This window comes from Rhodococcus sp. 05-339-2, assembly GCF_002258965.1.
GTDB lineage: Bacteria > Actinomycetota > Actinomycetes > Mycobacteriales > Mycobacteriaceae > Rhodococcoides.
Genome location: NZ_NOYW01000016.1, coordinates 341,676 through 359,743, shown reverse-complemented (window position 1 = coordinate 359,743; position 18,068 = coordinate 341,676). Strand labels below are relative to the sequence as shown.

At 64.1% G+C, this 18,068-nt stretch carries 20 protein-coding genes; 8 read left to right on the top strand and 12 right to left on the bottom strand.

The window, feature by feature from the left end; all coding sequences use genetic code 11:
- Positions 1-26 precede the first annotated feature (26 nt).
- Positions 27-254 (bottom strand): FmdB family zinc ribbon protein, encoded by a 228-nt coding sequence (locus CH273_RS28485; RefSeq protein WP_230596984.1) that lies wholly within the window; start codon positions 252-254, stop codon positions 27-29.
- A gap of 200 nt (positions 255-454) precedes the next feature.
- Between CH273_RS28485 and fmdA the strand changes: the two genes are divergently transcribed.
- Together fmdA and CH273_RS15300 are read left to right on the top strand one after the other, a co-directional pair.
- Positions 455-1,711 (top strand): formamidase, encoded by a 1,257-nt coding sequence (gene fmdA / locus CH273_RS15310; RefSeq protein ID WP_032397096.1) that lies wholly within the window; start codon positions 455-457, stop codon positions 1,709-1,711.
- A 324-nt stretch (positions 1,712-2,035) separates the two neighbouring features.
- A complete protein-coding gene (locus CH273_RS15300) occupies positions 2,036-3,916 on the top strand; it encodes an HNH endonuclease signature motif containing protein (protein ID WP_094638019.1) in 1,881 nt (626 codons plus the stop codon).
- A gap of 218 nt (positions 3,917-4,134) precedes the next feature.
- Here the strand turns inward: CH273_RS15300 and CH273_RS15295 are convergent, their stop codons facing one another.
- Together CH273_RS15295 and CH273_RS15290 are read right to left on the bottom strand one after the other, a co-directional pair.
- On the bottom strand, positions 4,135-4,974 hold the full coding sequence (locus tag CH273_RS15295; protein ID WP_032397097.1) for an SDR family NAD(P)-dependent oxidoreductase: 840 nt from the start codon (positions 4,972-4,974) through the stop codon (positions 4,135-4,137).
- Positions 4,971-5,315, bottom strand: coding sequence for a nuclear transport factor 2 family protein (locus tag CH273_RS15290; RefSeq protein ID WP_032397098.1), 345 nt, complete (start codon positions 5,313-5,315; stop codon positions 4,971-4,973). The genes CH273_RS15295 and CH273_RS15290 overlap by 4 nt, the downstream gene beginning before the upstream one ends.
- A gap of 164 nt (positions 5,316-5,479) precedes the next feature.
- Here CH273_RS15290 and CH273_RS15285 point away from each other — a divergent pair, with 164 nt between their 5' ends.
- Positions 5,480-6,304, top strand: a complete 825-nt coding sequence (locus CH273_RS15285; protein ID WP_032397099.1) for a MerR family transcriptional regulator — start codon at positions 5,480-5,482, stop codon at positions 6,302-6,304.
- Between the two features lie 55 nt (positions 6,305-6,359).
- Here the strand turns inward: CH273_RS15285 and CH273_RS15280 are convergent, their stop codons facing one another.
- Together CH273_RS15280 and CH273_RS15275 are read right to left on the bottom strand one after the other, a co-directional pair.
- Positions 6,360-6,803, bottom strand: a complete 444-nt coding sequence (locus CH273_RS15280; protein WP_052049981.1) for a GNAT family N-acetyltransferase — start codon at positions 6,801-6,803, stop codon at positions 6,360-6,362.
- Positions 6,800-7,774 (bottom strand): aldo/keto reductase, encoded by a 975-nt coding sequence (locus CH273_RS15275; protein ID WP_032397100.1) that lies wholly within the window; start codon positions 7,772-7,774, stop codon positions 6,800-6,802. Before CH273_RS15275 ends, CH273_RS15280 begins: the two co-directional genes overlap by 4 nt.
- 64 nt (positions 7,775-7,838) lie before the next feature.
- On the opposite strand from CH273_RS15275, the gene CH273_RS15270 reads away from it, so the two are divergent.
- Positions 7,839-8,750: an aminotransferase class IV gene (locus tag CH273_RS15270; protein WP_032397101.1), complete on the top strand. Its 912-nt coding sequence runs from the start codon at positions 7,839-7,841 to the stop codon at positions 8,748-8,750.
- 3 nt (positions 8,751-8,753) lie between these two features.
- On the opposite strand, the gene CH273_RS15265 is transcribed toward CH273_RS15270, so the two are convergent.
- The 3 genes from CH273_RS15265 to CH273_RS15255 form a co-directional block, all read right to left on the bottom strand.
- Entirely contained in the window at positions 8,754-9,902 is a 1,149-nt protein-coding gene (locus tag CH273_RS15265) for a serine hydrolase domain-containing protein (protein WP_032397102.1), read from the bottom strand.
- A 64-nt stretch (positions 9,903-9,966) separates the two neighbouring features.
- Entirely contained in the window at positions 9,967-10,335 is a 369-nt protein-coding gene (locus CH273_RS15260; RefSeq protein WP_032397103.1) for a glyoxalase superfamily protein, read from the bottom strand.
- A gap of 45 nt (positions 10,336-10,380) precedes the next feature.
- Positions 10,381-10,941 (bottom strand): TetR/AcrR family transcriptional regulator, encoded by a 561-nt coding sequence (locus CH273_RS15255; RefSeq protein ID WP_032397375.1) that lies wholly within the window; start codon positions 10,939-10,941, stop codon positions 10,381-10,383.
- A 103-nt stretch (positions 10,942-11,044) separates the two neighbouring features.
- Here CH273_RS15255 and CH273_RS15250 point away from each other — a divergent pair, with 103 nt between their 5' ends.
- A complete protein-coding gene (locus CH273_RS15250; protein ID WP_032397104.1) occupies positions 11,045-11,884 on the top strand; it encodes an alpha/beta fold hydrolase in 840 nt (279 codons plus the stop codon).
- A 50-nt stretch (positions 11,885-11,934) separates the two neighbouring features.
- Here CH273_RS15250 and rraA read toward each other — a convergent pair whose 3' ends face one another.
- Both rraA and CH273_RS15240 read right to left on the bottom strand, forming a co-directional pair.
- Positions 11,935-12,414, bottom strand: coding sequence for a ribonuclease E activity regulator RraA (rraA, locus tag CH273_RS15245; protein WP_032397105.1), 480 nt, complete (start codon positions 12,412-12,414; stop codon positions 11,935-11,937).
- Positions 12,415-12,438: 24 nt separating this feature from the next.
- Positions 12,439-12,822: a DUF5313 family protein gene (locus CH273_RS15240; protein ID WP_032397106.1), complete on the bottom strand. Its 384-nt coding sequence runs from the start codon at positions 12,820-12,822 to the stop codon at positions 12,439-12,441.
- A 112-nt stretch (positions 12,823-12,934) separates the two neighbouring features.
- On the opposite strand from CH273_RS15240, the gene CH273_RS15235 reads away from it, so the two are divergent.
- Both CH273_RS15235 and CH273_RS15230 read left to right on the top strand, forming a co-directional pair.
- Positions 12,935-13,975, top strand: a complete 1,041-nt coding sequence (locus CH273_RS15235; RefSeq protein ID WP_230596970.1) for an amidohydrolase family protein — start codon at positions 12,935-12,937, stop codon at positions 13,973-13,975.
- A gap of 23 nt (positions 13,976-13,998) precedes the next feature.
- Positions 13,999-14,292, top strand: a complete 294-nt coding sequence (locus CH273_RS15230; RefSeq protein WP_032397107.1) for a WhiB family transcriptional regulator — start codon at positions 13,999-14,001, stop codon at positions 14,290-14,292.
- Here the strand turns inward: CH273_RS15230 and CH273_RS15225 are convergent.
- On the bottom strand, positions 14,261-15,055 hold the full coding sequence (locus CH273_RS15225) for a MerR family transcriptional regulator (protein WP_230596971.1): 795 nt from the start codon (positions 15,053-15,055) through the stop codon (positions 14,261-14,263). The genes CH273_RS15230 and CH273_RS15225 overlap by 32 nt on opposite strands.
- Before the next feature lie 66 nt (positions 15,056-15,121).
- Positions 15,122-16,327, bottom strand: a complete 1,206-nt coding sequence (locus CH273_RS15220) for a lipase family protein (protein WP_032397108.1) — start codon at positions 16,325-16,327, stop codon at positions 15,122-15,124.
- A gap of 154 nt (positions 16,328-16,481) precedes the next feature.
- Between CH273_RS15220 and CH273_RS15215 the strand changes: the two genes are divergently transcribed.
- Positions 16,482-18,035: a succinic semialdehyde dehydrogenase gene (locus CH273_RS15215; protein ID WP_032397109.1), complete on the top strand. Its 1,554-nt coding sequence runs from the start codon at positions 16,482-16,484 to the stop codon at positions 18,033-18,035.
- Positions 18,036-18,068 lie beyond the last annotated feature (33 nt).

Below are 18,068 nucleotides of genomic sequence, written 5' to 3'. Positions count from 1 at the left end.
CAGCGCGAAAGGGAAACGCGGAGTCGTCAGGGGCGCGGCAGGCGGCGATGCAGTGGATTGGACGTGGTCCTTGTTGCGGATCTGCCGGCCGGAGGTAGAGACGAGACCACGGCAGGTGTGTCCGCAGTGGCGCGCGAGGCGTCGTGTGCCTTCATCGCAGCGCTGTTCCCACGTCCGAGAGCAGGCGAGGAGATCTGTCGTGCGGCAGCGTCGCCGCACTCCGGGCACGTCACCTCGGACGGCGCGTCCGCCATGGAGAATCTCTGCTCGACGGGGGCGCATCGTCGCGCGCAACGAAAACTGTAGGTGGGCACGCATCCGAGGGTAGTCGGAGACGAGATATCAGCAACGTTCCGGCACAACGTCATACAAGGTTTACATGCCATATCCGACCGGATGGACCGCGACGGTGCAATGATCGAGGCAGGAGAATCCGCGCAACCGGAGGTGCCTCGTGCCCGAACTGCTGTTTCCGCTCGACTCGACGAAGAGTTTCACCGAGCAGGAGGTCGTCGGCCACAACCGATGGCATCCCGATATCCCGGCGGCGGTCACAGTCAAACCCGGTACGTCCTTTCGGGCCCACTGTCGCGAATGGTTCGACGGGGCCATCCACAACGACGATTCCGCCGAGGACATCCTGAATGCGCCGCTCAACAACGTGCACACACTGTCAGGGCCCTTCCACATCGAGGGTGCAGAGCCCGGTGACCTGCTGATCGTCGACATCCTGGACGTGGGTCCGATACCGCAGGAGGATTCGGGTCCGCTGGCCGGCCAGGGTTGGGGCTACACGGGGATCTTCGCCAAGCAGAACGGAGGCGGATTTCTCACCGATCGATTCCCCGATGCGTACAAGGCGATCTGGGACTTTTCCGGTCAGACCACCACATCTCGCCACGTGCCGCACGTGAAGTACACCGGCATCACCCATCCCGGGCTGATGGGGACCGCGCCGTCGGCTGCCCTGCTGGCGAAGTGGAACGCCCGTGAAGGTGCGTTGATCGCGACAGATCCCAATCGGGTTCCGCCACTGGCCCTTGCACCCGAGCTCGACGGTGCAATCCTCGGTTCCTTGAGCGGCGACGAATTCACCCGTGTCGCAGGTGAAGCCGCACGTACAGCGCCGCCCCGGGAGAACGGTGGAAATCAGGACATCAAGAACCTCACCAAAGGAACCCGCGTGTTCTATCCGGTGTTCGTGCCGGGCGCGAAGTTGTCCTTCGGTGATCTGCACTTCTCGCAGGGTGACGGGGAGATCACGTTCTGCGGTGCCATCGAGATGGGTGGCTTCATGGACCTGCACGTCGACCTGATCAAGGGCGGTATGGAAACCTACGGGGTGAGCGAGAACGCGATCTTCATGCCCGGAAACACCGCGCCGCAGTACTCGGAATGGATTGCCTTCTCGGGCATTTCGGTGACCGTCGACGGTGAGCAGAAGTATCTGGATTCCGACCTGTCGTACCAGAACGCATGCATGCACGCGATCGACTACCTCACCAAGTTCGGCTACAGCCCCGAGCAGGCGTACCTGCTACTGGGATCGGCCCCCATCGAAGGACGCCTGTCCGGGGTGGTGGACATTCCGAACTCCTGTGCCACCGTGTACATCCCCACGGCGATCTTCGATTTCCCGATAGCGCCCTCTGCGAGCGGACCGTTCCAAATCGACCCGGGAATGGGTGCTCCGAGGGCGCAGTTCTCCTGAGGCGCATGGGCGAATGCCGCAACTGTGGATGCTCGAGGACATGGAACCCTGGCCTGACGAACCAGCCGTAGGTGCGGTGTTCTCACCCACGACGTACTGGGCTTCACCAGAGCAGATGGAACTTCCCCCGCAGGTGTGCGCCGAGGTGCCGGCTCGGGTCGAGGCCGTGCATATCGATGGCAGAACGGAGAGGATCGCTCACCTCGGTGACGGCTTCACCGCCATGATGGGTGACGAAGACCCGATAGGCGACCGATCTGCGGTATGGCCATACGGAGAACGTGTGTTCGAAAGTTTGTCGGTGGGTCGCGATAGATTCAGTGCATGCTTTCGGGGGACGGCGGATCAGGGGTGGACGGCATCGAGACGGTGCCGCCCGCCCCCGAGGTGTCCGATCCCGACTTGTCTGTGTTGGTCGACCGGGTCGAGTCCGCGATCGCGGAATTAGCGGAACAGTCGTCGGTAGCGTGGTCGAACGCGGACCGGCGCGCGGTGATCCAACGGATGGAAACGGCGACCAGGTCGCTGACGGCGCACTCGTACACCTGGCTCAACGAACTGATCTCTCAGCACGGGCTCGATGTGTATCCGGGATCGGTGCCGTCGTCGGTGGCGTGGATGCTGCGGATCACCCCGCGAGCAGCCGGTGCTCGGGTGCGTCTGGCTGCCGAGTTGGGTGACCGCACCGCCTTCTCCGGTGAAGTCCTGCCGCCGTTGCTGCCGCACACTGCTGCTGCGTTGCGGGCGGGGTTGCTCGATGCCAAGCATGTGCAGATGATCCGCGAGTTCTTCCGCCATCTGCCCCGGGATGTCGATCCGCAGACGCGCGAGCTCGCCGACGAGCAACTGGCGGGCTACGCCTCGACCAGGCGACCCGACGATTTCGCACCGTTGGTGGCGCACCTGGATTCGATCCTCAATCCCGACGGCGACCACGACGAGGACGAGGACGAAGACGAAGACGGGAAGCCACCGAGACCACCGAAACGCAGGGATGCGTTCTTCTACCTCGGTGAACAAGGTGCCGACGGAATGTCCGAAGGAAAATTCTGCGTCGACCCCGAACTACGCGCCTACCTCGAAGCCCTGTTCTCCAAAGCCGCGAAACCGGGCGTCAACAACCCCGCCGACCCGACGTCCGTCGTGCACGACGAGACCGACAGCACTTGCGGCGGCGAGGACAGCACGAACACTGCCGCTGCGAGCGACGGTACGCGTCCCGATCCTGCAGCAGCCGAACCGGATTCGCCCACACCGAGTGGCGTCTGCGATACCGACACCCCACCGCCACCGCCACCGCTACCGGAGCCGGAGCCGGACGACCGTTCGACGAGCGATCAGGGACTGTGGAGCGATGCGGGACTGTGGAACGACGGTTCATTCGACGGCGACGATCCCTGCGACGGTGACGGCCGGTGCTGTTCCGGCATCGACTGTGGTTGCGGCACAGGGGCCGACGACACAGCCGATGCCGATACCGACACCGACGCCGCACCGGACACTGCAGCACGCGACGCTGCCGCCGCGCGGGATATCCGCACCCAACGCGAACGCCAACACGACGCCCTCAAACTCGCGCTCCGGCAGACCCTGGCTTCCGGGACCCTCGGCACCCACCGTGGCCTTCCCGTCACCGTCATCGTCACCATGACTCTGAAAGACCTCGAAGCCGGCTGCGGTTACGCCATGACCGCCACCGGATCACGGGTGTCGATCCGCGATGCGATCCGCATGGCTTCGCACGCCCACCATTACCTGACGATCTTCGACGACCACGGCCGAGCCCTCTACCTCGGCCGCTCCAAACGCATCGCCTCCGCCGACCAACGCATCGTGCTCATCGCCCGCGACCGTGGCTGCAGCTTCCCCTCCTGCACCCGCCCCGCAACCTGGTGCCAAGCCCACCACGTCACCGACTGGAACACCGGCGGCCTCACCGACATCGACGGATTGACCTTCGGCTGCGACATGCACCACGCACTCGTCGGCACCGGACCCGGCAAGTGGGCCACCACGAAAACTGGAGCAGGACAACGGTACCCGGGCCGCACCCTGTGGCACCCACCCGCCGGAATGGACCCCACACGCCGAGGCCTGATCAACCACGCCCACCACCCAGAAGAAGTCCTCTACCCACCCGACAACCACAACCACAACCACAACCACAACGACACCGGCGATGAGGAACCACGACAACCCGCCTGACGACCCGTGCCAGTGCCAGGGCACAGCCCTGCCTGGAGCCAGCGCAACGCGCGGCCATCTCGAGCGTGCGCACACGTCCGGACGGGCGGCGTGCTGTAAGCCGAGAGATCGACCCAGCTCGAGAGGTGACGCCCACCCTCGTATCCGTTGCCATCCGAGCAACATTCAGGCCCGGATGCGCCGGATGCTCGGTGTCGTACGTTGCTTCGGCGGTCCCGCTATGCGGGGAAATCCGCGCTACGAGAGAGCGTCTCGTTCGACCGGATTTCGCCCAGGGTCTGTTCCAACGCGTCGATGACGGCGTCGTACCCGCTGTTGCCCAGGATCAGCCGGCGTGGCGGCGGGTCCTGGGTCATCGCCGCGATCACCGCACGGGCACCGCGATGCGGATCTCCCGGTTGCACTCCGTTCATGTCGACGAAGGCGGCCCGCACCTGTTCGAGCATGCCGTGGTATTCCGAAATCGCCTCCGCGACCGGCTCTTCGGCGAATCCGGCGTAGGCGTTCGTGCGGAACGCCCCTGGTTCGACTGCCAACACGGAGATGCCTTGCTCGGCAACCTCTTGGCGCAGCGCATCGGTGACGGCCTCGATCGCGTATTTCGTCGCGCTGTAGTAACCGAATCCGACCGCTGCCAGAAGCCCGGCCACCGAGGACACGTTGACGATCCACCCGCTTCCGCGGGCGCGCATACCTGGTAGCACTGCGCGCGTCACGGACAGCACGGCGAAGAAGTTCAGCTCGAACATCGCACGTATCGAGGTCTCGCTCATTCCCTCGATCGATCCGTACCAGCCGCGGCCTGCATTGTTGACCAGCACGTCGATACCGCCGAAGTGCTCTTCGGCTGTTCGTACCGCTCGATGTACCTGTGCCGCGTCGGTGACGTCCATGGGCACGACGAGAACGCGGTCACCGTACTGCTCGGCCCACGACGCCAATTCCCCTGGACGCCGGGCGGTGAGTACCACGCGGTCTCCCGCCTCCAGCGCCACCTCCGCGTACGCCATGCCGAAGCCGCCCGGTGTGCCACCGGTGATGAACCACCGCTTGCTCATGGCTCGATCACCAACCGGTTGATCAGCGCGCCGTCGAGCGTGAATCGGTAGTGCAGGTCGACGACTCCCCCGGGGAAGTTGCCTTCCAGGTGCTGCACGACGTCGGCAGTCGTGCCGGTCGTCGTCGCCCCGGTGAACTCTGTTGTGTAGGTGTACTCACTCTCACTGACCGAGGCGGTCAGCCAGGCCTCGATTTCGTCACGGCCCGAGTGATCGTGGCCCTCATCGGTCACCACGGCATCTGCGGTGAACACGGTGAGCGCTCGAGCGCCTTGTCGGGCGTCGAGTGCGGTCATGAACTTCTTCACGTTGTCCGGGAGTCCATCCCATTCTGTTGTCATGACCCCACCGTGATGCTTCCCCCAAGGGGAATGTCAACACCGACTTTGCACCGGTTTCCGTGCCCGACACTCGGTCCCGCCTTCCTGTTGACCTTGCCCCAGGGGGAAACTTCACGATGGGCCCCAACCGACAACGCGAACGACGCAACGTACAGGAGGACGCCATGGGCGCACAGGTCTCGATCGGCGACTTCGCAGTGATGACCAGCCTCAGCAGAAAGGCACTACGCCACTACCACGAGATCGGAATCCTCGAACCGACTCTCGTCGACGCGCACACCGGGTACCGCTTCTACGACACCAGCCAGGTCGATCACGCACACATCATTCGCCGATTCCGATCGCTCGGCATGTCCATCCCGGACATCAAGGCACTGCTGAGTGCAGAAGACGCCGCAGCCCGCACCGAGATCCTCACCAGTCATCTCGAACGGATGGAGATGCAGCTACAGCACACTCGCGACACCGTCGGCGCGCTGCGCGAACTACTCTCGCCCGTGCACGCACCCGCCGAGATCGAACTGCGCCTCGAGCCTGCCCTCGCCGTATGGTCCATCGGCAGCACCGTCGAGGTCGCCGAGATCGACAGCTGGTTCGCGGTGACGGTCGGGAAACTACGAGATGCAGTCGCAGCGGCGACAGGCGACTCCGAGGTCGTGCCGGGCGGCCTGTACGACCGGGCACTCTTCCTCGAATCCCGCGGCGAAGCAACGCTGTTCGTCGCAGCTCCACAATCGGTGAATCCCCCGGACGGTATCCGGGCCCAGGTCCTACCTGAGGCCCAATTCGCGGTCCTCACGCACTCCGGCGGTCACGAGGGTATCGACCGCAGCTACGCGGCCCTGGGGACGTATACGAACGAACGATTGGTCAGCGGCCGAGGACCGATCCGCGAACACTACCTCGGTGGAACGCCCTCGGAGCCGAATGCGTTCACCGCAACCGAAATCTGCTGGCCCATATTCGGAACCACTGCTACGTCGGAGTGATCCTCGACGAGTCTGTCGGGGACAGGCCAGCTCGACCGAAAGCCGTTGGCCCTGATCAGCGGACGAGTTCGTAGCGGGCCAGCCACAGTCCGGGCAGTACCTGAGTGTCTTCGGTGTGCACGAAGCCGAAGGCCTCGTACAACGTGCGTGCCGGTGGATTGTCTCGCCCGGTGGCCACACGCACGCGTTGTGCGACAATCGATTCGAGCATTGTGCCGACCAATGCTCTACCGATGCCTCGCCGATGGGCGTGTGGAGCAACGACCAGGCGGTCGATCTCAGCCTCGGACCACGCTGCCGCCCCGAGGATGTCGTGCTGGTCCTGCGCGACGAGCCAATGGACCTGCGCAGCGCACAGATCGTCCACCGACTCGTGCAGCAGCGGGATTCGCTCGTCGCCGATCAGTCTCGCTTCGACTGCATACGAACTCTTCTGCACCGCGAGGATCTGCTCGGCCAGGGGCCGGTCTGCGACGGGGTCGACGCGAACGATTTTCAATAACGGCCGCCGGCGGGAGCAGGCAGAGCGTCGAGTGCGGCAAGGTGATCCGGGCTCAAGGTGAGCGAGGCTGCACCCGCGTTCTCGTCCAGACGTGAGGTGCGTCGGGTGCCGGGGATGGGCACCACGTGCTCACCCTGCGCCAACACCCAGGCCAGGGCCACCTGCGCAGGCGTCGCATCCAGTTCGCCCGCGAGGGCCGCGATGGCGTCGACGATCACGAGGTTCGCATCGAGGTTGTCCTGACTGAAGCGTGGCAGGCGAGCACGGAAATCGTCTGCGGCGGGCGCTGTTCCACGGAAGTTTCCGGTCAGGAACCCGCGGCCCAACGGTGAGAACGGGACGAACGCCGCACCGTTGTCCTGCGTCCACTTCAGCGACGTGGCAAGGTGATCGCGTGTCCACAGCGACAACTCCGACTGCACCGCCGAAATCGGATGCACCTGCTGGGCCCGATCCAGCTGCTCGACGCTGAATTCCGAGACCCCCAGTGCACGCACCTTTCCTGCCTGCACGGCCTCGGCCATCGCGCCGATGCTGTCCTCCACGTTCACTTCTGGGTCCGGACGGTGGAGGTAGTACAGATCGATATGGTCGACGCCCAAGCGGCGCAGCGAATCGTCGATGGCCTGCCGAAGGTGATCGGGCTTGCCGTTGGGGCCCGAAATGACGGGTTCACCGGCGTCGCCGACGTGGGAGACGAGACCGCCCTTGGTCGCGAGGATCACCTCGTCACGCCGGTTCCCGATGGCTTTTCCGACGACTTCCTCGTTGGTGAACGGCCCGTACACATCGGCCGTGTCGATGAAGTTCACACCCAGATCGAGGGCATGACCGATCACTCGATCGGGGCTCTGCGTCTGATCGTCGGCCTTGTATGCCCAGGTCATCCCCATGCATCCGAGGCCTATGGCACCGACTTCGGGGCCGTCGTTCCACAGGGTTCGGGTCGGTACGGTGCGTGCGCTCATGCACTCGACGATAGAGAAGAAAAACCGTTGTCGCCCGCATTCGATGGGCGGCTAGCATCGCCACATGGCTCTTCCACACTCGAAGGTGTATTTCGGCGACCGTCTGGTCGACGCGCAGGACGCGACTCTCGGAGTCGCCACTTCGGCCGTTCTGTACGGGCTCAGTGTCTACACCGTCTTCCCGGTGCAGGTGGACGGTGATCGGCGTACCGCGTTTCGGTTGCTCGACCATTACCAGCGGCTGGTCGAGTCCTGCAAGATCATCGGCATCGACACCTTCGCGTCGCAGTGGACCTTCGAGAGGTTCGTCCAGGCGACGCGCGACGTGGTCGCCGCCAACGCTCCGACGACCGAGGTCTACGTTCGGGCCACCGTCCACGTGGACGAGTCGATCCCGGGAACTCGGGTCCGTGGCCTGCACACCACCGTGTCCATCTTCCTGTACGACGCCACCCCCATCGTTCCGCAGAACGGAATGCGTCTGAAAACGAGTGTGTGGCGACGCATCCCGGACAACGCCATTCCCTCGCGCGCCAAGGTGAACGGAGCCTACGTCAATTCTGTTCTGGCCAAACAGGATGCGATCGACAGTGGCTTCGACGACTGCATCTTCCTCGACATCAACGGTCACGTCTGCGAGCTCAGTGCCGCGAACATCTTCCTCGTCCGTAATGGAACGCTCATCACCCCTGACGTCACCAGTGACATCCTCGACGGCATCAACCGTCGGACGCTCCTGACGCTCGCGCGCGAAGAGGGGCTGACGGTTCAGGAGCGCACCGTCGATCTCACCGAGCTGTACATCGCCGACGAGGTCTTCGTCTGCGGCACCTCGGCGGGAGTTGCCCCGGTGTACGAAATCGACGGTCGCGCAATAGGAACGAAGGAGTCGGGCCCGGTGACGCTCACCCTGCGAAAGCGTCACCAGGCCGCGCTCACCAGCGACGAAGTGCACGGCTGGGTGAGTGTGCTGTGAGTGCTACGCCGGACAGGTGGAGGTGAGTCCGGCGATCAATGCTTCGGAGGCAGGCTGTTCGAGTGGATCGGCGGCCGGGTTGGGACCGGCCGTGGTCCAGGCCAGCGATACCTGACGCTGACCGTCCGGGCTCGAGAACGCGTAGGTGCGGTAGCCGAAGCCGTTGCCGCGGTTGCCGAACACCAGCTCACCCGAACCCGGGTTGCAAGTGTCTCCGCCCAGCAGCAGACCGAGTCCGTACGTCGACGGCGTCACGACCTGCATCTTGTCGATAAGGTTCTGCGGGATCAGTGTGCCGTCGAAGAGTGCTCTGAAGAAGGTGTTCATCTCGTCGACGGTCGAGACCACGGCGGCACCGGATGACCAGATGCCGGCGTCGTAATCGGTGACGTCGGTGTAGGTTCCGTTCTCGAGGACATAGCCGTGCAACGCGTTCTCGTCCAGAGCGGAATCGGTGGGGTACGTCGTGTCGGCCATCTCCAGCGGATCGAAGATCCTGTCCTGCAACGCTTGTCCGATGGACTTGCCGTCCAGTTCGGCGACGATCCGTCCGAGAAGAACATAGTTGGTGTTCGCGTAGCTGAACTCCTGGCCTGGCTCGCTCGTCCAGGGCATGGCCAGAGCCTGCGCGATCAACTCGTCGTCGGCGACGGCGTCGTTCGCACGGGCGGCAATCTGCTCCGCAGAGTCGAATCCGGTGAAGTAGTCCGGAACCCCACTGGTGTGATCGAGCAGTTGGCGGACGGTCACCGGCTTGGGTAGCACCCCGGGAAGCAACTCGTCCACCTGCTGATCGAGCTCGAGTTTCCCCTCGTCGACCAGTTGCAGCACGACGGCCGCAACCATCGCCTTGGTGACGCTGGCGATCCGGACCGGGTCGTCGGCCGACGCCGCCTCGGTGCCGTCGCGCTCGACGAGCCCTGCGGCTCCCGACCACGAACTCTCGCCGTCGCGTACCTGCGCGACCGCGGCGACGGAACCGGCGTCGACCAGTGCGTCCAATGCTGCCTGAACGTCGTCGGTCTCGATGGTTCCGCTCGAGGGTGCGGTGGTGCTCGGCTCGACGGTCGACGGCTGATCGGTCGACGAGCACCCGGCGACCAGCAGGGACGTCGACACTGTGAGGGCGGCGAGGATTCGTAGCTTGCTCATGTCGTCGACGCTAACGACGCCCCGCAGATGATTTCAGTGTCAAATGTCAGTGATTTTCGATGAGTCAGCGACTCACCTGGCAGAAGCGGAGGGTGTTCGAGAACGGGTCTATGACCGTCATGGTAGGACCGCCCGGCGCGTCGTGATCGATTCCCGGTCGGCTGCGTGGGTTGTTCTTCTGGAGCAGTTCGGCATTGAAGGACGCGACATCGGTGATCGGTATCCAGACGGAGGTTCCCGGAGTGCCGTCGCCGTAGTGTTGGGACAGATCCAGGGTGCAGTCCCCGCGCGAAAGACGAATGTACAGCGGAAGATCCGGCTCGAATCGATGTTCCCATTCGACCGAAAAGCCCAGATAGTCCAGATAGAACGCACGCGCTTCGACGTCGTCGAAGATGCGCAGAATCGGAACAGCGGGGCCGAATGCCGTCATGGCATCGAGTGTGGCACGTTCGGCGCCGCCTACACCAGGGCTGCGCTACTGCTTACCCGAATCCAGCAGCACCTCGGCCGCAGCCTTTGCTGCAGTGGCAGATTCGGTGAGTTCGGTGATGGCTGCGGTGGTTTGCGCACCTTCGGCGAGCAACGCGATCTGCAGTCCCACCGACGGAGCGCATCCGGCTTCGACGGCCAATCGAGTGACGTAGTCGATGAAGTTCTTCTTGTGTTGCTGTGCCGCGTCGGCGACCTCGGGCATGGTTGTACCCAGTTCACCGAACGAGTTGATGAAGGCGCACCCGCGGAAGTCGTCCTCCCGGAACCAGTGGTCCAGAAAGTCGAAGATCGACAGCAGTTTCCGACGAGGTGACTCGTAGGCCGCGGCCTCGGCGTTGATGCCGTCGTTCCACTGCCGAGTACGACCACGAAGAACCTCGGCGACGATGGCGGTTTTCGAGGGAAAGAGCGTGTACAGGCGCTTGAGGGAGATACCGGCCTTGGCACGCAACTCGTCCATCCCCACCGCCTGGATACCGCGCGCGTAGAACAGTGCGTCCGCGGCGTTCACCACCTGTGCGCGTCCGATTTCCGTACTGGTCATCGCATACCCCTTGCCGAGAGAACCAACGTTCTCTAATGTAGTCCACATACGCAGAGAACGACCGTTCTCTCGCTCGATGATCAGGACACAGGAAGGCAGGATCATGGCGTACATCAACGTCGGAACCGAGAACTCCACCCCCGTCGAGGTCTACTACGAGGATCACGGCTCCGGTCAGCCGGTCGTCCTCATCCACGGCTACCCACTCGACGGTAACTCCTGGGAACGTCAGTCACGGGCGTTGCTCGACGCCGGCTACCGCGTCATCACCTACGACCGCCGCGGCTTCGGTCAATCCAGCAAGCCGACTGTCGGATACGACTACGACACCTTCGCCTCGGACCTGGACAAGGTTCTGACCGAACTGGATCTGCGCGACGTCATCCTGGTCGGATTCTCCATGGGCACAGGCGAACTCGCTCGGTACGCGGCGAAGTACGGCACGGATCGCGTCGCGAAGTTCGCATTTCTCGCCTCACTCGAGCCGTTCCTGCTGCAGACCGACGACAACCCAACCGGAGTTCCGCAGTCGGTGTTCGACGGCATCGACAGTGCCGCGCGGGAGGATCGCTTCGCCTGGTTCGACAATTTCTACAAGGATTTCTACAACCTCGACGAGAACCTCGGGAGCCGTATCAGCGAGGCGACGGTACGTGCGAGCTGGAACACCGCGACCAACAGCGCGCCCGTGGCCGCCTACGCCGTCGTGCCCACGTGGCTCGAGGACTTTCGCGGCGATGTGGAGAAGGTACGCGAATCGGGCAAGCCCACGCTGATTCTGCACGGCACGGCCGACAACATCCTGCCGATCGATTCCACCGGCCGTCAGTTCCACAAGGTGTTCCCGGAGGCCACGTACGTCGAGGTCGACGGCGCACCGCACGGACTGCTGTGGACGCACTTCCAGGAAGTCAACGACGCGCTGCTCGCGTTCGTGAAGTAGAGGCAAACGCAGAAAGGGACGGCGAAATCGCCGTCCCTTTCTGCGTCGGACTAGACCGCGACGACGCCGTCGTGGTCGCTGTAGACGATCTCGCCCGGGGTGAAGGTGACGCCGCCGAAGCTGACCGGCACGTTCTTCTCACCCGAGCCGGTCTGTGTGCTCTTACGCGGATTCGTGCCAAGTGCCTTGACGCCGATGTCGAGCGTGCGCAGGATCGCCGAGTCTCGCACCGCGCCGTTGACGATGACTCCGGCCCAACCGTTGGTGACGCCCCGGCCCGCGATGATGTCGCCGACGAGTGCGGTGTGCACGCTGGCGTCGCCGTCGACCACCAGAACGCCACCGTTACCGGGTTCGCTCAGAGTCTGCTTCACCAGCAGGTTGTCCTGGAAGCAGCGGATGGTGGTGATGGGGCCCGCGAATTCGGTGTGCTTGCCGTACTGGATGAACTGGGTGTCGCAGCTGCGGATGTCGGGACCGATCTCGTCGGCCAGATCAGCTGTTGCCTTGAATTCCACAGGTGAAGTCATGCGGCACAGACTATCGCCCGGACATCAACCGCGGCCGTGACGGCGTTCGTAGTCGTTTCGAGTGCGGTCGGCGCGGCTCTGCGCCTTCGCGTTGATCAACTGCGGATCGAGGCCGTGGATCAACAAGCGATGCCGCCGGTAGACGTTCATCAATGCGATGGCGAAGTAGACGAGCGGAATGAACAGCAAGGCCATCATCGCCAGCGACATCCACAGCGGTCCCGGGATCAACAAGAACAACAACAGCAACGGGATGACGGGCACCGTGAACCGCGCGATGTAGCGGACCTGCGCTCCGTTGCCCACCAAGTCCTTGCGTACCCACTCCTGCATGGACTCGGGCAGCGTGCGACCGAACGAATACCCCAGAAATTGCAGCGGGCTCGGCTTCGTACGTTCGGTGGTCATCGCGCAATGCTAGTCCGATCTTCGTTGGTACATCTCACCGTTGACTGCGGATTATCTCATATGTGACGATAACGTCAGTTGAGTCGGTGGCATCGAAACGAGGACCTCCACTGTGATCGATCGCAGAACGCTGCTGGGCACTCTCAGTGCCGCGACGATCTCCGGGGTTGCCCTCTCGACCTTGACCTCCGCCATGGCATCGGCGTCCCCCGGCCTCACGTCGGCCGGGCTCGTCGACGTCCACTCGCACATGGTTCCCGACTTCTATCTCCGCGAAGCTCTCGCGTCGGGCATCGTCCTTCCCGACGGCATGCCGAAGTGGCCGTCCTGGTCGGTCGATGAGCACCTGCAGATGATGGACGGCTGCGGCATCGACAGCGCGATCCTGTCCGTCTCCTCGCCCGGTGTGCACTTCGGTGACGACGGAAAAGCGGCCGAACTGGCTCGACGGGTCAACGATTTCGGAGCCGGGGTGGTCGCGAATCGGCCCCGACTCGGGTTCTTCGCGTCCTTGCCACTGCCGAACGTCGTCGATTCGACGGTCGAGGCCATCCGTGCGCTGGACCAGCTGGGGGCCGACGGAGTGACGGTGATGTCGAACGCCGGCGGAATGTATTTGGGCAACGCCGCTTTGACGCCACTGCTGGTGGCGCTCGATGCGCGATCGGCGGTCGTGTTCGTACATCCGACGTCACCGCCGAATTCGGGGGCAGTATCGCTCGGGCGTCCGGCACCGATGATCGAATTCCTCTTCGACACAGCACGAACCGTCGTCGACCTGATTCTGCTGGGCGTGGTCGATCGATTCCCCAACATTCGCTGGGTGTTCACTCACGGCGGCGGAGTTCTACCACTGCTGGCGGACCGAGTCGATTTCTTCCGAACCCAGGCGGGTCTGGGGACCCCGACCACGCCGGATGTGCTGCAGCGCCTGTGGTTCGACCTCGCCGGAACTCCTGTACCGAGACAGCTGCCCGCCTTGCTGTCCACCGTCGGCCCCGATCGTCTGGTCTACGGCAGCGACTACTGCTTCACGCCGATCGCCGCGGTGCAGGAGCAACTGCAATCACTCGACGCCGGTGCCGCGAACGGCGGACTGGACAACTGGCGAGGGACCACATCCGGCAACGCTCGCCGACTGCTCGATCGCTGATCCGAAAGAGGTGGACACTGCCGATGAAAGCGCAAGCACTGCAACCGATCGCCGAGCACTGGGACTGGCAGATCGATGCCGCCTGCCGCTCGATGCCGGTCTCGATGTTCTACCCGCCGTTGGGCTTGCGAGGATACTCGCTGAAAAGCCTCGAGCGACAGGCGAAGCTCGTGTGCGAACGATGCCCCGTGATCGCACGCTGCCTGCAACACGCGCTCGACTCCGACGAAAAGCACGGAGTCTGGGGAGGATCGACCGCACACGAGCGTTCTGCGATGGTCCGCGTCACCCCTGACGAGCGGCGTTCGCGACAATGACATCACGAAGGTACTGCGCCAAGCCGTCGGCGATGTCGTTGTAGTGCTTGGCGAATCGCTCGTCCGCGATGTACATCTCCGCCAGGTTCACCTGCATCTCGTAGCCGCAGTCGTAGTACCGCTCGATCGATGCCCGGTGACGCTCGGCCAGTTCCCCGGCCTCGGTGGACTCCGGCGACACACCCCGCTGCATCGCGGCAGCGAGATCCGTTTCCAGTAGGTCCGTCTCCTCTTTGACGGCCTTCCAATCGTCCTTGGTGAACGACGCCGTCCGCTGCTGCGACTGCTTCCACTCGTCGGTCTCGCCCCAGCGTTGCTCGGCTTCCTTGGCGTACTCCTCGCCAGGCCAGTTGTCGCCGAAGATCTCTCGCTGCTCCTCGGGAGTCAGTTGCATACCCATCTTTTTCGCCTCCATCATCTTGTCCACGGCCGCAGCCATTGCGTGCAAGTGATCGATCCGCTCGTTCAGTAGGTCGCGCTGTCGGCGTAGATGCGCCATGGCATCGACCGTAGGGTCGTCGAGCAACGCCGCGATGGCGTCGAGCGGGAACCCGAGTTCGCGGTAGGTCAGAACCTGGTGCAGCCGTTCGACATCGGCGGACGAGTACGTCCGATAGCCCTTCGGCGTTCTGCCCGACGGCACCACCAACGCGATCTCGTCGTAATGATGCAGCGTTCGGACACTGACACCCACCAACTTCGAGACTGCCCCGACCTGCAAGCCGGCCGAACCGTTCGCGGAAGAATCACTCACGAAGGACACTGTGCCGCCTCCCGTGACGTGAGGGTCAAGCTACGAGCCTCGCGGGTCGTTCCGCAGGCTCAACTCCTAGCGGATGACGCGCTCGCACCCGGAGGTCGATTCTCCGGCGAGCCGCTGCCCGAGCCAGTCGTACGCTCCGGGACGGCCGTTGGTCTGCGCCAGAGAATGATCCCCTGGAATCTCTTCGAGCCGGACCGACGCCCCGGCTGCGCACCACTGGTCCTGCACCGCCTCGGCACCCTCCTTGGGAATGAGGAAGTCCTGCAGTCCCTGGTAGATGTAAATCGGTGCGTCGGGCTTGCGCTGGCCCATGCGGTTCTCCTCGACGATCGCCTTGGTGATCGGATGCTCGAACACGTCGGGGACGTTGGAGAGGTTTCGCTGGTCCAGCAGCAGCAGTCCCGTGTAGGACAACACGTCCACGCATTGATCCTTCTGCGCCAGAGCCAGTCGCTTGCCGTTGTCGTTGGCGAGCTGCCGCATCTCCGGGTACTCGCGGGACAGGCCGATCGTCGCCGCAGTGAACAGACCCGATCCGATCTGGCCGTTCAGTGACGTCTGCAGAATCTTGTAGTCGGTCGGCGGACCACCGAACGCGACGCCGGCAATGTTCAACTCCGGCGCGTATTCCGGAGCCAACTGCGCGGCCCAACCCGAGGCGATGGCACCGCCGGAGTAACCGGTGATGCCGATCGGAGCGTCCGCAGCCACCCCCGCGCTCTGCGATGCGCGCAAGCCGTCGAGCACGGTGTGCCCTGAAACGAGACCGGCCGAATAGGCCTGTCGAGGACCCTGATAGTCGGTGACGACCACCGTGTAGCCGCGACCGAGCAGAATCCGAACCTGATCGATCTCCTTGTTGTTGCCCCGCGGCAGTGTGTACGACGGCGCGCACTGATTACCGAGCGAGTCCGTTGCCTCGTTGTATGCGACGACGGGACGATCTCCGGCTCCGGACCACGGCGCGGTGGGCGTCAGGACCGTCGTCGCCGCCGCGATGGGGCGGTTCTTGGAATCGGTCGAACGGAAGAGCAACTGAACGGACGACGCCTCGGGCGTCACCGCGACGTCTCGACGGTTCAGCACCGTGCCCGGCTGCAGGTTCTCGTACCCGGCCGGGGGATCGAACCACGCATCGCCCAGGGGGGAGGGCAGGTACGCAGCGGGGTCCGAAGGGGGAGAGACGAAGTCCTGAACAGGATCGGCTTGAGCCGGGCCTGCCAACGACAGCATCAATGCTGCGGCTCCGGCCAGAACGAGTGCCTTGCGCATGTGATTCCCACCCTGTAGCTCCGTACGCCCCGACGTCCGGTAGACCAGTGACCATCGTGCCATACGGTGGCGCAATTTCGGGTCTGTGAACTGAGCCAGCAAGCAGGTAGGTTGTCTGTTACTCCGAACACTACTCACCAGTAGGGACCCGTCCATGCCAGCACCGTCAGCTGCGACCTTCACCCGGCTCGCCGATCTCATCGCCATCCCCGACGCCGAATCGCGGCCGACGAAGACCATCACCGAGGTGTTCACCGGCAAGGAGCTGGCGACCATCCCGGTCGGTACCGCCGCCGATGCGACCGCCGCGATCGCGCGCGTCCGCGCAGCTCAGGCTGCCTGGGTCAAGCGGCCCGTGTCCGAGCGCGCCGAAATCTTCCACCGCTACCGCGACCTGGTGCTCGCCCACCGCGACGAGCTGATGGACATGGCGCAGGCCGAGACCGGCAAGTCCCGCGCCGCCGCTCTCGAAGAGGTTCTCGACATCTCGATGACCGCGCGGCACTACGCGCGCACCGCCGCGAAGCTGCTGGCTCCGAAGAAGGTCACCGGCATGCTGCCCGTGCTGACCAAGACCCGGGTCCGCTACCAGCCGAAGGGCGTCGTCGGAATCATCGCCCCGTGGAACTACCCGATGACCCTCGCAGTGTCCGACGCCATCCCGGCACTGCTGGCAGGCAACGGCGTCGTGCTCAAGCCCGACAGCCAGACGCCGTACTGCGCGCTCGCCTGCGTCGAACTGCTCTACAAGGCCGGTCTGCCCCGTGACCTGTTCGCCGTCGTTCCCGGCCCGGGTTCGGTGGTGGGAACCGCCATCGTCGAGAACACCGAGTACGTCATGTTCACCGGCTCCACCGCTACCGGCCAGCTCCTGGCCGAGCAGGCCGGGCGTCGACTCATCGGATTCTCCGCCGAGCTCGGCGGCAAGAACGCGATGATCGTGGCCAAGGGTGCCAACCTCCGGGAAGTGTCCGACGCGGCCGTGCGGGCCTGCTTCTCCAACTCCGGCCAGCTCTGCATCTCCATCGAACGTATCTACGTCGAGAAGTCGATCGCCGCGGAGTTCACCGAGAAGTTCGGTCAGCGGGTACGCAACATGAGCCTCGGAGCCGACTACGAATTCGGCATCGAGATGGGCAGCCTCATCTCCGAGGATCAGATCAAGACCGTCTCGGCCCACGTCGACGACGCCAAGGTCAAGGGCGCGACCGTCGTAGCCGGAGGCAATGCGCGCCCCGACATCGGCCCGCTGTTCTACGAGCCGACGCTGTTGACGAACGTCACCGAGGACATGGAATGCGCGGCAACCGAGACCTTCGGGCCGCTGGTGTCGATCTATCCCGTCGCCGACGTCGACGAGGCCATCGAGAAGGCCAACGACACCGAGTACGGACTCAACGCCAGCGTGTGGGCCAAGACCAAGGCCCAGGGCGAAGCCATTGCGGCACGGCTGCATTCGGGCACCGTGAACGTCGACGAGGGCTACGCACCGACGTGGGGCACCACCGGTGCTCCGATGGGCGGCATGGGCGTATCCGGTGTCGGACGCAGGCACGGTACCGAGGGCCTGCTCAAGTACACCGAGTCGCAGACCATCGCGACGACGCGTCTGCTCAATCTCGGTGGACCGCGCGGACTTCCGCCAAAGCTGTGGGCGAAGATCATGCCGCCCTTCGTCAAGGCGCTGAAGTACATCCCGGGTCGGTAGAACCGGGCCCGGCGACGTCGGGCGACGAGGGAC

What these genes read in the sequence shown, in the direction of transcription:
- CH273_RS15265 (WP_032397102.1), bottom strand. Translation starts at nt 9,902, where the DNA reads ATGAGCAAGCTACGAATCCTCGCCGCCCTCACAGTGTCGACGTCCCTG.
- rraA (WP_032397105.1), bottom strand. Translation starts at nt 12,414, where the DNA reads ATGACTTCACCTGTGGAATTCAAGGCAACAGCTGATCTGGCCGACGAG.
- CH273_RS15285 (WP_032397099.1), top strand. Translation starts at nt 5,480, where the DNA reads ATGGGCGCACAGGTCTCGATCGGCGACTTCGCAGTGATGACCAGCCTC.
- CH273_RS15260 (WP_032397103.1), bottom strand. Translation starts at nt 10,335, where the DNA reads ATGACGGCATTCGGCCCCGCTGTTCCGATTCTGCGCATCTTCGACGAC.
- CH273_RS15255 (WP_032397375.1), bottom strand. Translation starts at nt 10,941, where the DNA reads ATGACCAGTACGGAAATCGGACGCGCACAGGTGGTGAACGCCGCGGAC.
- CH273_RS15300 (WP_094638019.1), top strand. Translation starts at nt 2,036, where the DNA reads ATGCTTTCGGGGGACGGCGGATCAGGGGTGGACGGCATCGAGACGGTG.
- CH273_RS15240 (WP_032397106.1), bottom strand. Translation starts at nt 12,822, where the DNA reads ATGACCACCGAACGTACGAAGCCGAGCCCGCTGCAATTTCTGGGGTAT.
- CH273_RS15220 (WP_032397108.1), bottom strand. Translation starts at nt 16,327, where the DNA reads ATGCGCAAGGCACTCGTTCTGGCCGGAGCCGCAGCATTGATGCTGTCG.
- CH273_RS15215 (WP_032397109.1), top strand. Translation starts at nt 16,482, where the DNA reads ATGCCAGCACCGTCAGCTGCGACCTTCACCCGGCTCGCCGATCTCATC.
- CH273_RS28485 (WP_230596984.1), bottom strand. Translation starts at nt 254, where the DNA reads ATGGCGGACGCGCCGTCCGAGGTGACGTGCCCGGAGTGCGGCGACGCT.
- CH273_RS15275 (WP_032397100.1), bottom strand. Translation starts at nt 7,774, where the DNA reads ATGAGCGCACGCACCGTACCGACCCGAACCCTGTGGAACGACGGCCCC.
- CH273_RS15295 (WP_032397097.1), bottom strand. Translation starts at nt 4,974, where the DNA reads ATGAGCAAGCGGTGGTTCATCACCGGTGGCACACCGGGCGGCTTCGGC.
- CH273_RS15250 (WP_032397104.1), top strand. Translation starts at nt 11,045, where the DNA reads ATGGCGTACATCAACGTCGGAACCGAGAACTCCACCCCCGTCGAGGTC.
- CH273_RS15290 (WP_032397098.1), bottom strand. Translation starts at nt 5,315, where the DNA reads ATGACAACAGAATGGGATGGACTCCCGGACAACGTGAAGAAGTTCATG.
- CH273_RS15270 (WP_032397101.1), top strand. Translation starts at nt 7,839, where the DNA reads ATGGCTCTTCCACACTCGAAGGTGTATTTCGGCGACCGTCTGGTCGAC.
- CH273_RS15230 (WP_032397107.1), top strand. Translation starts at nt 13,999, where the DNA reads ATGAAAGCGCAAGCACTGCAACCGATCGCCGAGCACTGGGACTGGCAG.